Consider the following 12,976-nt stretch of genomic DNA (forward strand, 5'->3'; position numbering starts at 1 on the left):
GAATCCTGCGGGCTCCGTGGTGTTGAACCCTGTATGAGCTCCGTGATCGCTTCGACCCGCTTCTCCGTCCTGGACCGCTCCCGCACCCGCGAGGGCCACTCGAACGGAGAAGCGCTGCGGGACACCGTCGGGCTGGCGCGGGAGATCGAGGCGCTCGGCTACCACCGCATCTGGGTCTCGGAGCACCACGGCGTACCCGGCGTCGCCGGTTCCGCGCCGACCGTGCTGGCCGCCGCCGTCGCCTCCGCGACCCGCACCATCCGCGTCGGCACCGGCGGGGTGATGCTGCCCAACCACCAACCGCTGGTCGTGGCCGAGCAGTTCGGGGTGCTGGAGTCCCTCTTCCCGGGCCGTGTCGACATGGGGCTCGGGCGGTCCGTCGGCTTCACGGACGGCGTGCGCAAGGCGCTCGGGCGGGACAAGGGGGACGCGGAGGACTTCGCGGCACAGATCCAGGAGCTGCTGGGCTGGTTCCGGGGCACGTCGACCACGGGGGTGCACGCGCGCCCCGCCGAGGGCCTGACCGTGCCGCCGTTTGTGCTGGCCATGGGCGAGGGCGCGGACATCGCGGCCCGCGCGGGGCTGCCGATGGTGATCGGCGACCTCAGGAACAGGGAGAAGATGCTGCGCGGGATCGATCACTACCGCGGCCACTTCCGGCCCTCCCCCTGGGCCGGTGAGCCGTACGTCGTGATCTCCGGCACGATCGCGGTGGCCGCCACACCCGAGGAGGCCCGTCGGCTGCTCGTCCCCGAGGCCTGGTCGATGGCGTACTCGCGCACCCACGGCACCTTCCCTCCGCTGCCGCCCGCCGAGCGCGTGGAGGCGCTGACCATGACCGACAAGGAGCGCGGCTTCTACGAGGGCGGCCTCGCCGGGCATGTCGCGGGCACGGAGGAGCAGGTCGCGCACGAGCTGGAGACGGTGCTGAAGGAGACCGGGGCGCAGGAGGTGCTGGTCACGACCAGTACGTACGACCGTGCGGCCCTGCTGGACTCCTACCGCAGGCTCGCCCGGATCTTCGGCGCGTGATCCGGGCGAGCGGCCGGACGACGGATCAGTCCGGGTCGCGCGGGTCGAACGACTTGGTGTCGATCGTCAGCGGCTTCGAGAACGCGCCGGCCACCGCGTCCCAGCGCGTGAACTTGAAGTCGGTGCCCTCCCGTTCCCCGTCCGCGGGCGCGGCCTCGCCGTCATGGGTGACGAGCAGGCCCTTGGGGAAGGACCGGCCCAGCGGGACGTTCACCACGGCGGCACCGTCGGAGTGCTGCACCCCGTCGGTGGCGGCGCTGTCGGTGACCGCGAAGGAGCCGAGGTAGGCGTTGCCGCCCTGGCGCTCGTACACGGCGAAGGTGTTGTCGCCCTGGCTGGAGGCGAGCAGATAGCCCTTGCCGTCGGCGGCGTGGTAGATCGTGGCGCCCTCGGCGTCGGCACTCAGGTGCTCACCGCCGAACCCGGGGTCATTGGCGGTGTCGATGACGCACTCCTCTTCCTCTGCGTCATACGTCCACGGAGTGCCGTACTCCCGCACCCGGTCGATCAGCTTGGGCCGGCCGAACTCCTCGTCGTCGAGGTCCACCCGCCACAGCCCGACGTCCTCCTGGGCCGCGTACAGGACGTTCTCCTCCTGGTCGACGACCATGCCCTCGACCTGCGCGTGGTCTCCGGGGTCGGCGCACGGCGTCCAGCCGCTGCCGTTCGGCAGGGTGAAGGAGGCGGGCAGGTCGAGGGTGTCCTCGGACTTGTAGCCGACGCGACCGCCCCGGTCCTCCAGCCGCAGCAGCCGTACGCGGGTCTCCGAGCGGCGCGACACCACCGCGTAGGCATGGTCGTCGTCGCTGAAGGCGGCCAGGCCGTAGGCGGTGCGCTGGTCGTCGACCTCGGCCTCGCTCGCGGAGAAGACCGGCGCGGCGTCGGCCACCGTCACGTCCTTCAGCGGGGGCCTGCCCGCCGCCACGGCGGCCGGGTCGATCGCGTAGGCCCGGATCCGGTCCCGGCCGCGGTCGCTGACCAGGGCCAGGTCGGTTTTCCTGCCGCCCAGTTCGAAGCCGTAGACGACGTCGACGTTGTTGAAGCGGCCCGGCGCCGCGTCCTCGCCCGGTGCGGCGGGCGCGGCGATGTGCTGGAGCCGCTTGCCGTCGAGACCGTAGACGTCGAGGCCGGCCTCCTTGAGGGTGGCGATCACGAGGCTGCGGCCCGGGTCGCGGGGGTCGACCCAGACGGCCGGGTCGTCCGCGTCGGCGTTGCCGCCCGCCTCGTCGTCGTACACGGCGGGCGTCTCCACGCGCGCGGAGACGGAGACCGGCTGCGGAGCGGAGACGCCCGTGACCATCAGCAGCGCGGCGGTGAGAGTGCTCAGAGCGGAAGCGCTCACGAATACTCCTCAGTAGGAAAAGAGACGGGACGAGACGCTATGGGCGACCGGTGTGGGTGAGCCGACGGCACCATGAACAGCAGATGGCTCGTACGGCCCGCGCGTCCCGTTCGCATAGAATCGCGGGGTTTGCCCACGGCCCCTCCCCCTTCTCCTTCCCCCACGCGTACCTTCCGGAGCCCTTACCCCATGCATTCCCCACACGATCCGTACGTCCGCGTCCGCAGCGCCCGCGAGCACAACCTCAAAGGCGTGGATGTCGACATTCCGCGGGATGTGCTGGCCGTGTTCACCGGTGTGTCCGGGTCCGGGAAGTCGTCGCTCGCCTTCGGCACGATCTACGCCGAGGCCCAGCGCCGCTACTTCGAGTCGATCGCGCCTTACGCACGCAGGCTGATCCATCAGGTCGGCGCACCGAAGGTCGGCGAGATCACCGGGCTACCGCCCGCGGTCTCCCTCCAGCAGCGCCGTTCGTCGCCGACGTCCCGCTCGTCCGTCGGCACGGTCACCAACCTCTCCAACTCCCTGCGGATGCTGTACTCCCGCGCCGGTGCGTACCCGCCGGGCGCCGAGCGGCTCGACTCGGACGCGTTCTCACCGAACACCGCTGCCGGGGCGTGCCCTCAGTGTCACGGGCTCGGTCAGGTGCACCGTACGACCGAGGAGTTGCTGGTCCCCGACCCGGCGCTGTCGATCCGGGAGGGCGCGATCGCCGCGTGGCCGGGCGCCTGGCAGGGCAAGAACCTGCGCGACATCCTCGACACGCTCGGCCACGACGTCGAACGGCCCTGGCACGATCTGCCCGCCGAGGAACGGGAGTGGATCCTGTTCACCGACGAGCAGCCGGTCGTCACCGTGCACCCGGTGCGCGACGCCGACCGGATCCAACGGCCGTACCAGGGCACGTACATGAGCGCCCGGCGCTACGTCATGAAGACGTTCGCCGACTCCAAGAGCCCGACCCTCAGGGCCAAGGCGGAGCGATTCCTCGCAGCCACGCCCTGCCCGGCGTGCGACGGCAGCAGGCTGCGGCCCGAGGCACTGGCGGTGACCTTCGCCGGCCGGACGATCGCCGACCTGGCCGCGCTGCCGCTCATCGAGCTGGCGGGGATACTGGAGGGCGGTTCCTCGGAGACGGCCCGTGTCCTCACCGAGGACCTCAAGTCCCGTATCGCGCCGGTCGTCGAGCTCGGCCTCGGCTACCTCGCCCTCGACCGCGCCACCCCCACGCTCTCGGCGGGCGAACTGCAGCGCCTGCGGCTCGCGACCCAGCTCCGGTCCGGGCTGTTCGGTGTCGTGTACGTCCTCGACGAGCCGTCGGCGGGACTGCACCCGGCGGACACGGAGGCGCTGCTGACGGTGCTGGAGCGGCTGAAGGCGGCCGGGAACACGGTGTTCGTGGTGGAGCACCATCTCGACGTCGTGCGCGGCGCCGACTGGCTGGTGGATGTGGGGCCACTGGCCGGGGAGCACGGCGGGCGGGTGCTGCACAGCGGGCCGGTGGCCGAGCTGGCGGCCGTCGCGGAGTCGGCGACGGCCCGCTTCCTGTTCGACGACTCCCCTGCCGCCGAGCGCCAAGTGCGTTCCCCGCAAGCCCAGTTGAAGGTCGGCCCGGTCACCCGGCACAACCTGCGAGGGGTATCCGCCGAGTTCCCGCTCGGCGTGTTCACCGCCGTCACCGGGGTCTCGGGTTCGGGCAAGTCCACGCTCATCGGCGAGATCACCGAGGAACTGGCAGGCGTCGGCCGCCTCGTCTCGGTCGACCAGAAGCCGATCGGCCGCACCCCGCGCTCCAATCTCGCCACCTACACCGGCCTCTTCGACGTCGTACGCAAGGTGTTCGCGGCCACCGACGAGGCGCGGGCGCGTGGGTACGGCGTCGGGCGGTTCTCCTTCAATGTCGCGGGTGGCCGGTGCGAGACCTGCCAGGGCGAGGGGTTCGTCAGCGTGGAGCTGCTGTTCCTGCCGAGCACCTACGCGCCCTGCCCGGACTGCGGCGGGGCGCGCTACAACCCTCAGACGCTCCAAGTCGCGTACCGGGGGCGGAACATCGCGCAGGTGCTGGACCTCACGGTCGAGGCGGCGGCGGAGTTCTTCGCGGACACCCCGGCCGTCGCCCGCAGCCTCGGCACCCTGCTCGACGTGGGCCTCGGCTATCTGCGGCTCGGGCAGCCCGCCACTGAGCTGTCCGGCGGCGAGGCACAGCGCATCAAGCTGGCGAGCGAGTTGCAGCGCGGCCGACGCGGCCACACGCTCTACCTCCTCGACGAGCCGACGACCGGACTCCACCCGGCCGACGTCGAGGTGCTGATGCGCCAGCTGCACGGGCTCGTCGACGCCGGGCACACGGTCATCGTCGTCGAGCACGACATGTCCGTCGTCGCGGGCGCGGACTGGGTCATCGACCTGGGGCCGGGCGGCGGTGACGCGGGCGGGCGGATCGTGGCGGCCGGTCCGCCGGTGGAGGTGGCTCGGGCGGAGGGGAGTGCCACGGCGCCGTATCTGGCCCGGGTGGTGGCCTCACAGCCTCGGTGAGGCCCTGAAAAGCCTTTGCGGACACGGCACTTGTGCCTCGTAGGATCGCCGCGTGGAGTCCCTCACCTACGACGCGTTCATCGAGCTCGCCACGGCCGACCCCGCCGTCGTCGGCCTCGTCCTCAAGGGCTCGCGGGCCCACGACAGTATGGCCACCGAGCACTCCGACCACGATCTGTACGTCGTCCTCGCGGACGGTGCGGTGACGGACCTCCCTCGCTTCACCGGTCACCGGACGTCGCGACTGGATCTGGTGATCGTCTCCCTCGCCGAGTTCCGGGCGGCCGGAATGCCGGGGCACGAGCGCTATGCCCTCGCCCGGGCGCGGGTCGTGCTCGACCGGCTGAGCGGAGGGGCCGCGGAGTCCGGGAGGCCCGCGGAGTCCGGGGGGATCGCGGAGATCCTCGCCGCCAAGGCACGGCTCGGCGTCGACGAGGCGTTCCGGGCCGCCGGCGGTTGGCTGGACGGGTACGCCAACTCCCTCTACCGCTCGGTGAAGAACGACCGTGACGGCGAGCCGCTCGCCGCCCGGCTCGACGCCACCGACAGTGTGGGACACCTGCTGGAGCTGCTCTTCGCCCTGGACCGGCGCCCCCGCCCGTACAACAAGTACCTACGCTGGGAGCTTGCCCGCCACCCGCTGCCCGGCTGGGACGGCGACACCCTGCTGGGAGCCGTGGACCGTATCTCCGCGAGCGGCGACGTGGCGGTCCAGCGGCGGCTGTTCGCCCGTGTGGAGGCCGCGGCCCGCCGGGCGGGTCACGGGGCGGTGCTGGACGCCTGGGGCGAGGATCTCCGGCTGATGCGCCCCCAGTAGGACGGACACCTCGGCCGCCCGGGCCAGGGAACGGCGGTCCGGGCGGCTGCCCTGGGAGATCGGCTCCCGCACCTCCGCCTCGGCGACGAGGTCGCGTGACCTCGTCACCCGCCACACCGAGGCGAGCAGCGAGTCATCGCCCACGAAGGCGGCCGCCGTGCCGGGGGCGCCGCCGGCCGCTCGGTAGTGCAGACGCACCGGCTGCACGGGCACGTCCGCATCCAGGGCGGCCTGGAAGGCGGCTCGGCGGAAGTGACCCTGGGCGCGGCCGCACCAGGTGCTGCCCTCGGGGAAGACGGCGACCGCCTCGCCCGAGCGCAGCGCCTGGGCGATCCGGGCCACCGTGGCGGGCAGGGCGCGGATACGGTCCCGGTCGATGAACAGGGCACCGCCGCGGGCGGTCAGCCACCCCGCGACCGGCCAGTCCCGGATCTCCGACTTGGCGAGCATCCTGGCCGGGCGCACGGCGGCGAGCAGCGGGATGTCCAGCCAGGAGATGTGGTTGGCGACGAGCAGCAGCCCGCCGTCGGGTGCGGCGCCGCCGTCGATCCGCACCCGGACGCCCGAGGCCCGCACGACCCAGCGGCACCAGCGCCGTATCAGTCCCGCGGGTATGCGCCCGCCGAGCGGGCTGGCGGCGAACCCGGCGACCAGCAGGAACAGGACCGCTACGAGCCGCAGGGCGGCCAGGGGCATGGCCCTGGCCGGTCCTGTCACGTCCACGCACGTCCGCGGGGTGCAGGGCGCGCTGGGCCGCCAGAGGGTCGCCACCTCGACGGCGTGGGCACGCGCGGCCGGTGCGCCGGTCGGCCCGGCGGTGGGAGCGGTCGCCGTCGGGACACCCAGGGCTCCGAGGGAGGAGGTGCTCATGGCCGCCCCGTCCGTCACGCCGGGACGAGGGAGAGGAAGTGCCGCAGATAGCGCGCGTTGATCCGGCGCATCGACAGCAGCACGTACATGTCGGCGACCCCGAACTCCGGGTCGTGCGCGGGCTCGCCGCAGACCCAGGCGCCCAGGCGGACGTAGCCGCGCAGCAGGGCGGGCAGCTCGACGCGCGTGGCGGGGACGGGGGCGGTCGGCTGCCAGGGGCGCAGCGGCCGTACCCGGTACTCCTCCGGGGCCAGGTGCTTGGCCTGCACCCGGTCCCAGGTCGCCGCCGCGAGCGTGCCGCCGTCGGCGAGCGGGATGGAGCAGCAGCCGGCCAGCCACTCGTGGCCGTGGTCGACCATGTAGCGGGCGATGCCGGCCCAGATCAGGCTGATCACGGCGCCGTCGCGGTGGTCGGGGTGGACGCAGGAGCGGCCGACCTCGACGAGATTCGGACGCAGGGAGTCGATCCGGGTGAGGTCGAACTCGCCTTCCGAGTACAGTCGGCCCGCGACGGCGGCCCGCTCCGGCGGGAGCAGTCGGTAGGTGCCGACGACCTGTCCGGACACCTCCTCGCGGACGAGCAGATGGTCGCAGTACGCGTCGAAGGCGTCGATGTCGTGACCCGGCTGCGGGGTGGTCAGCAGGGCCCCCATCTCGCCGGCGAAGACGTCGTGCCGCAGCCGCTGGGCGGCGCGCACGTCCTCCTCGTTGCGGGCGAGGCCCACGGTGTAGCGGGTGGGCGCCGTGGGCTGCGGGGGACGGTCGACGGTCAGTACGCCGGTCATGGCTTACTCCTGGTCACGGGCCGGGGACGGCGAGCGGCGGGAAGTTGCGAGCGGTGCGTGGTGCCGCCCCTGTTCTTCCTATGCCGGTTGGCGTACGCGTGACCTGTGTCAGGAGAGCGGATGTGCGGATGCTGAACGGCGTGAACTCGTACCGGTCGTCCACATTCCGGTGCCCGACCGGTCAGCCGACCGGTCCGGTGCTGTTCACCTGACGGGCGTGGGAACGCGAGACGGGGCCGGAGAGCACCACTCCCGGCCCCGTCCGTCCGCACCTGTCGGCGAACGTCTGCTGGATGACGCGGACTACCGCTTCACCTTCCGCGTGGCCCTCAGCCACTCCTTGTTCATGCTCGTGATGGACATGAGCGGGATGCCCTTGGGACAGGCGGTGGCGCACTCACCGGTGAGCGTGCACCCGCCGAACCCCTCCTCGTCCATCTGCTCCACCATGTCCAGCACCCGCGTCTCGCGTTCGGGCGCCCCCTGCGGCAGCACGTTCAGATGGTTGATCTTGGCGGAAGTGAACAGCATCGCCGCCCCGTTGGGACAGGCCGCCACACAGGCGCCGCACCCGATGCACTCGGCGTGCTCGAAGGCGAAGTCGGCGTCCGGCTTGGGCACCGGCGTGGCGTGCGCCTCCGGCGCGGCACCCGTCGGGGCGGTGATGTAGCCACCGGCCTGGATGATCCGGTCGAAGGCCGTCCGGTCCACCACCAGGTCCTTGATCACCGGGAACGCCGACGCCCGCCACGGCTCGATGTCGATCGTGTCGCCGTCCTCGAAGGACCGCATGTGCAGCTGGCAGGTGGTCGTCCGCTCGGGCCCGTGGGCGTCGCCGTTGATCACGAGCGAGCAGGCGCCGCAGATGCCCTCACGGCAGTCGTGGTCGAAGGCGACCGGGTCCTCGCCCTTGAGGATGAGCTCCTCGTTGAGGGTGTCGAGCATCTCCAGGAAGGACATGTCGGTGGAGATGCCGTCCACCTCGTACGTGGACATGGCGCCTTCGGCGTCGGCGTTCTTCTGCCGCCAGACGCGCAGGGTGAGCTTCATGCGTAGCTCCGCTGGGTGGGGTGGACGTACTCGAAGACCAGGTCTTCCTTGTGCAGCACGGGAGCGGCGCCCGTGTCGGTGAACTCCCAGGCCGCCGCGTAGGCGAACTCGTCGTCCTTGCGGGCCGCTTCGCCGTCCGGCGTCTGCGACTCCTCGCGGAAGTGGCCGCCGCAGGACTCGTCGCGGTGCAGTGCGTCGAGGCACATCAGCTCGGCGAGCTCCAGGTAGTCGATGACGCGGTTGGCCTTCTCCAGCGACTGGTTGAACTCCTCGCCGGTGCCCGGGACCTTGATCCGCCGCCAGAACTCCTCGCGGATCTGCGGGATGCGGCTCAGCGCCTTGCGGAGTCCGGAGTCGGTGCGGGCCATGCCGCAGAACTCCCACATCAGCTCGCCGACTTCACGGTGGAAGGAGTCCGGCGTGCGGTCGCCGTCCACGGCCAGCAGTAGGTTGAGCCGGTCCTGGGTCTCGGCCAGCACCTCCTGGACGACCGGGTGCTCGTCGGTGACCTTCTCGTGGTGCGGGTTGCGGGCGAGGTAGTCGTTGATGGTGGCCGGCAGCACGAAGTAGCCGTCGGCCAGGCCCTGCATCAGCGCCGAGGCACCGAGCCGGTTCGCCCCGTGGTCGGAGAAGTTGGCCTCGCCGATCGCGAACAGGCCGGGGACGGTGGTCTGCAGGTCGTAGTCGACCCACAGGCCGCCCATCGTGTAGTGCACGGCCGGGTAGATCCGCATCGGCACCTCGTACGGATCCTCGTCGGTGATCCGCTGGTACATGTCGAAGAGGTTGCCGTACTTGGCCTCGACGGCCCCCCGGCCCATCCGCTTGATGGCGTCCGCGAAGTCGAGGTAGACGCCCTGTCCGCCGGGACCCACTCCCCTGCCCTCGTCGCAGACGTTCTTCGCGGCGCGGGAGGCGATGTCGCGGGGCACGAGGTTGCCGAAGGACGGGTAGATGCGCTCCAGGTAGTAGTCGCGCTCGCCCTCGGGGATCTTGTGGGCGGGCCGGTCGTCGCCCTTGGCCTTCGGCACCCAGATCCGGCCGTCGTTGCGCAGCGACTCGCTCATCAGCGTCAGCTTGGACTGGTGGTCGCCGGTGCGCGGGATGCAGGTGGGGTGGATCTGCGTGAAGCAGGGGTTGGCGAAGTAGGCGCCGCGCCGGTGGGCCCGCCAGACGGCGGTGGCGTTGGAGTTCATGGCGTTCGTCGACAGGTAGAAGACGTTGCCGTAGCCACCGCTGGCGAGGACGACGGCGTCCGCGAAGTATGTGTCGATCTTGCCGGTGATGAGGTCCCGGGCGACGATGCCGCGCGCCCGTCCGTCGACGACGATCAGGTCGAGCATCTCGGTGCGCGGGTGCATCTCGACGTTGCCGGCCGCGATCTGCCGGCTCAGCGCCTGATACGCGCCGAGCAGCAGCTGCTGGCCCGTCTGGCCGCGGGCGTAGAACGTCCGCGACACCTGGACGCCGCCGAAGGAGCGCGTGTCGAGCAGACCGCCGTACTCGCGGGCGAACGGCACGCCCTGGGCCACGCACTGGTCGATGATCTCGACCGAGATCTGCGCGAGCCGGTGGACGTTGGACTCCCGGGCCCGGAAGTCGCCGCCCTTGACGGTGTCGTAGAACAGGCGGTGGATCGAGTCGCCGTCGTTGCGGTAGTTCTTCGCGGCGTTGATGCCGCCCTGCGCGGCGATGGAGTGGGCGCGGCGCGGGGAGTCCTGGTAGCAGAACTGGACGACGTGGTAGCCCTGTTCGGCGAGGGTGGCGCCCGCGGAGCCGCCGGCCAGTCCCGTCCCCACCACGATCACGGTGTGCTTGCGCCGGTTGGCGGGGTTGACCAGCTTGGCCTCGAAGCGGCGCTTGTCCCAGCGCTCGGCCACGGGGCCGGCGGGGGCCTTGGGGTCGACGACCGGTTCGCCGGTCGCGTAGTCGGTGTAGGTCATCTTCAGCTCACCACTCCGGTCATGACGCCCACGGGTACGGCGATGAACCCGGCCGTGAGCAGCAGCGCGAGGACGTTGGCGCAGGTCTTCAGGGCGCGGTCGCGGGTGCGGCTGCCGGCGCCGAGGGTCTGGGCGGCGCTCCAGAAGCCGTGCCGGATGTGCAGGCCGAGCGCGAGCATCGCGACGATGTAGATGACGTTGCCGTACCAGGTGGAGAAGGTGTCCACGATGTTCTGGTACGGGTGGCCCTCCTGGAAGCCGCCCGAGTGCACGGTGCCGGTCGTCAGGTCGAGGATGTGCCAGACGATGAACAGGCCGAGGATGATCCCGCCCCAGCGCATGGTGCGCGTGGCGTAGGACGCCCGCTTCCTCTTGTGCACGTACTTGCTGGGGCGCGCCTTGATGTCGCGGCGGCTGAGCTGGTACGCCGAGGTGGCGTGCGCGACCACGGCGACGACCAGCACGATCCGGACGAGCCAGAGCGTCCACTCGTAGTGCATGAACGGCTCGCCGACGGTGCGCAGCCAGTGCGCGTAGTGGTTGAACTCGCCCGCCCCGAAGAAGATCTTCAGGTTTCCGATCATGTGGACGACCAGGTACAGCAGCATGATCAGCCCGCTGACCGCCATCACGGTCTTCTTGCCGACGGTGGAGTCCCACACCGTGCGTGCCATGGACGGCCGTCGATCCGTCCGCGTTGCCAGAGCCATGGAACACGACGCTAGAGGCGGACCACCCCATCGGTCCAAGACATGGTCCGGCTCGTTTCCATAGCCACTGACTATGCTGGTTGGATGCAGTTCCAGCAGCTCCAGTACTTCGTGGCGGTCGCCGAGACCCGGCACTTCACCCGGGCCGCCGACCTGGTGCATGTCGCGCAGCCCTCCCTGTCGCAGCAGATCAAGGCGCTGGAGCGGGAGTTGGGCGCGGACCTGTTCCTGCGGGCGCGCGGCAACATCACGCTGACGGACGCCGGTGAGGCCCTGCTGCCGCTGGCTCGGCGCATCCTGGCCGACGCGGACACCGCACGGCACGAGGTGCAGGAGCTGGTGCAGCTGCGCCAGGGCCGGGTCCGCCTCGGCGCGACGCCCAGCCTGTGCACGGGCCTGCTCCCGGACGTGCTGCGCGCCTTCCACGACCGCTATCCCGGCATCCAGCTGCTGATCGAGGAGGGCGGCTCGCACGACCTGGTACGGGAGCTCGCGCGCGGCGCCCTGGATCTCGCCCTGGTCGTCCTCCCCCTGCCGAGCCCGTCCCCCGCGCTGACCACGGTGGAGCTGCTGCGCGAGGACCTGGTGGTCGTCTCCTCACCGGAGGCGCCCCGCCCGGGCGACGGCCGGCGCACCGTGCGCATCGCCGACCTGGAGGGCGAACGCCTGGTGATGTTCCGGCACGGCTACGACCTGCGCGAACTGACCGTCGCCGCGTGCCGCGCCGAGGGCTTCGAGCCGGACTTCGCGGTCGAGGGCGGCGAGATGGACGCGGTGCTCGGGTTCGTGCGGGCGGGGCTGGGCGTGGCCGTCGTACCGCGCATGGTGGCGGCGCGGTCGGGCCGGGGTCTACGGGTCACCCCGCTGGCCCGGCCCGGACTGCACCGGACGATCGCGCTGGCCCACCGCAGTGACGTGGCTCCGCCTCGGGCCGCTCGGGAGTTGCAGCGCATGCTGTTGGAGCGCTGAGCCGCCTCAGGTTCGGGGCGTCAGGAGATCCGGCATGCCGATGCGCTCGTAGAAGTCGGCGCGGACGCTGTCGGCGACGTCGCTCACCCGCTCGGAGCCGTCGTCGGCCGGGTCGATGGTGGTGCGGAAGGGGCGCTCGCCCTTCGGTGTGCCGACGATACGGACGATGGCGTCGGCGACCTCGCGGACGTCGGCGTCGGCCGGTGCCAGGGCGGCCAGGGCCTTGCCGATGTCGTCCATCAACCCCGCGTACAAGGTGTCGTACGCCTCCGCGGTGGCCGTGTCCCCGGGGTGCATCGCGTGGGCGAAGTGGTTGGTGCCCGAGGTGTAGGAGCCGGGGACCACGAGGGCCGTGTCGATGCCGAAGCGGCTCAGCTCGACCGCGTAGCTCTTGGCCAGGTGGTCCATCGCGGCTTTGGCACCGAAGTAGGGGCCGAGGTAGGGCGGGGTGCCGCCGAAGGTGCTGGACGACCCCACCCACAGCAGCAGACCGTCCCGCCGGGCCCGCATCTGTGGCAGCACGGCCCGGTTGACGCGCTGCGTGGAGAGCACGTTGGTGTCGTAGATCTCGGCGATCTGCTCGGGCGTGAACGCCTCGGTCGGGCCGAGCACCATGTGCCCGGCGTTGTGGACGACGACGTCGATCCGCCCGGCCTCGGCCGTCACCGACGCGACCGCGGCATCAACCGACTCCTGGCTGGAGACGTCGAGTTCGACGGTACGCAGCACGACACCGTGCTGTCGGGCGTAGTCCTCGGCGTCGGCGACGGCCAGGGCGTTGCGGCCGGTGGTCTGCCGTATCCCGGCGTAGACGGTGTGGCCGGCGTCGGCGAGGGCACGGGCGGTCAGGGCGCCGAAGCCGCTGGAGGCACCCGTGACGAGGGCGACGTAGGGCATGGTGATCTCCTTGCGCGAAGGCGGAC

10 protein-coding genes and 1 pseudogene are annotated in these 12,976 nt (G+C 71.5%); 4 read left to right on the top strand and 7 right to left on the bottom strand.

Going from position 1 to position 12,976, the window contains the following annotated elements; all coding sequences use genetic code 11:
* Positions 1–33 precede the first annotated feature (33 nt).
* The gene (locus BLU79_RS00725; RefSeq protein WP_093903573.1) at positions 34–1,032 is read left to right on the top strand and encodes an LLM class flavin-dependent oxidoreductase; all 999 of its coding nucleotides are present in this window, start codon (positions 34–36) and stop codon (positions 1,030–1,032) included.
* Positions 1,033–1,057: 25 nt separating this feature from the next.
* On the opposite strand, the gene BLU79_RS00730 is transcribed toward BLU79_RS00725, so the two are convergent.
* Positions 1,058–2,374 carry a phytase gene (locus tag BLU79_RS00730; RefSeq protein WP_093903574.1) on the bottom strand — a complete coding sequence of 439 codons (1,317 nt, stop codon included), beginning with the start codon at positions 2,372–2,374 and terminating at the stop codon, positions 1,058–1,060.
* 189 nt (positions 2,375–2,563) lie between these two features.
* On the opposite strand from BLU79_RS00730, the gene BLU79_RS00735 reads away from it, so the two are divergent.
* Positions 2,564–4,909: an ATP-binding cassette domain-containing protein gene (locus BLU79_RS00735; protein ID WP_093903575.1), complete on the top strand. Its 2,346-nt coding sequence runs from the start codon at positions 2,564–2,566 to the stop codon at positions 4,907–4,909.
* A gap of 52 nt (positions 4,910–4,961) precedes the next feature.
* Positions 4,962–5,726 carry a hypothetical protein gene (locus tag BLU79_RS49805; protein WP_371131788.1) on the top strand — a complete coding sequence of 255 codons (765 nt, stop codon included), beginning with the start codon at positions 4,962–4,964 and terminating at the stop codon, positions 5,724–5,726.
* A 252-nt stretch (positions 5,727–5,978) separates the two neighbouring features.
* Here the strand turns inward: BLU79_RS49805 and BLU79_RS49810 are convergent.
* From BLU79_RS49810 to BLU79_RS00760, 5 genes and pseudogenes are all read right to left on the bottom strand, one after another.
* Positions 5,979–6,596 (bottom strand): annotated as a pseudogene (locus BLU79_RS49810) (lysophospholipid acyltransferase family protein); the annotation flags it as partial.
* A gap of 14 nt (positions 6,597–6,610) precedes the next feature.
* Positions 6,611–7,381, bottom strand: coding sequence for a GNAT family N-acetyltransferase (locus BLU79_RS00745; protein WP_093903577.1), 771 nt, complete (start codon positions 7,379–7,381; stop codon positions 6,611–6,613).
* A 303-nt stretch (positions 7,382–7,684) separates the two neighbouring features.
* A complete protein-coding gene (locus BLU79_RS00750; protein WP_093903578.1) occupies positions 7,685–8,431 on the bottom strand; it encodes a succinate dehydrogenase/fumarate reductase iron-sulfur subunit in 747 nt (248 codons plus the stop codon).
* Positions 8,428–10,374, bottom strand: a complete 1,947-nt coding sequence (locus BLU79_RS00755; protein ID WP_093903579.1) for a fumarate reductase/succinate dehydrogenase flavoprotein subunit — start codon at positions 10,372–10,374, stop codon at positions 8,428–8,430. The genes BLU79_RS00750 and BLU79_RS00755 overlap by 4 nt, the downstream gene beginning before the upstream one ends.
* Before the next feature lie 2 nt (positions 10,375–10,376).
* Positions 10,377–11,048, bottom strand: coding sequence for a succinate dehydrogenase (locus tag BLU79_RS00760; RefSeq protein ID WP_093903580.1), 672 nt, complete (start codon positions 11,046–11,048; stop codon positions 10,377–10,379).
* Between the two features lie 120 nt (positions 11,049–11,168).
* Between BLU79_RS00760 and BLU79_RS00765 the strand changes: the two genes are divergently transcribed.
* Positions 11,169–12,053, top strand: coding sequence for a LysR family transcriptional regulator (locus tag BLU79_RS00765; RefSeq protein WP_093903581.1), 885 nt, complete (start codon positions 11,169–11,171; stop codon positions 12,051–12,053).
* A gap of 6 nt (positions 12,054–12,059) precedes the next feature.
* Here BLU79_RS00765 and BLU79_RS00770 read toward each other — a convergent pair whose 3' ends face one another.
* Positions 12,060–12,950: an SDR family oxidoreductase gene (locus tag BLU79_RS00770; RefSeq protein WP_093903582.1), complete on the bottom strand. Its 891-nt coding sequence runs from the start codon at positions 12,948–12,950 to the stop codon at positions 12,060–12,062.
* Positions 12,951–12,976 lie beyond the last annotated feature (26 nt).

This window comes from Streptomyces sp. cf386, from assembly GCF_900103585.1.
Classification (GTDB): domain Bacteria; phylum Actinomycetota; class Actinomycetes; order Streptomycetales; family Streptomycetaceae; genus Streptomyces.

Bases quoted from the DNA above. Each gene is read 5' to 3' on its own strand.
- BLU79_RS00735 (WP_093903575.1), top strand. From the start codon at position 2,564: ATGCATTCCCCACACGATCCGTACGTCCGCGTCCGCAGCGCCCGCGAG.
- BLU79_RS00755 (WP_093903579.1), bottom strand. From the start codon at position 10,374: ATGACCTACACCGACTACGCGACCGGCGAACCGGTCGTCGACCCCAAG.
- BLU79_RS00760 (WP_093903580.1), bottom strand. From the start codon at position 11,048: ATGGCACGCACGGTGTGGGACTCCACCGTCGGCAAGAAGACCGTGATG.
- BLU79_RS00770 (WP_093903582.1), bottom strand. From the start codon at position 12,950: ATGCCCTACGTCGCCCTCGTCACGGGTGCCTCCAGCGGCTTCGGCGCC.
- BLU79_RS00750 (WP_093903578.1), bottom strand. From the start codon at position 8,431: ATGAAGCTCACCCTGCGCGTCTGGCGGCAGAAGAACGCCGACGCCGAA.
- BLU79_RS00745 (WP_093903577.1), bottom strand. From the start codon at position 7,381: ATGACCGGCGTACTGACCGTCGACCGTCCCCCGCAGCCCACGGCGCCC.
- BLU79_RS00765 (WP_093903581.1), top strand. From the start codon at position 11,169: ATGCAGTTCCAGCAGCTCCAGTACTTCGTGGCGGTCGCCGAGACCCGG.
- BLU79_RS00725 (WP_093903573.1), top strand. From the start codon at position 34: ATGAGCTCCGTGATCGCTTCGACCCGCTTCTCCGTCCTGGACCGCTCC.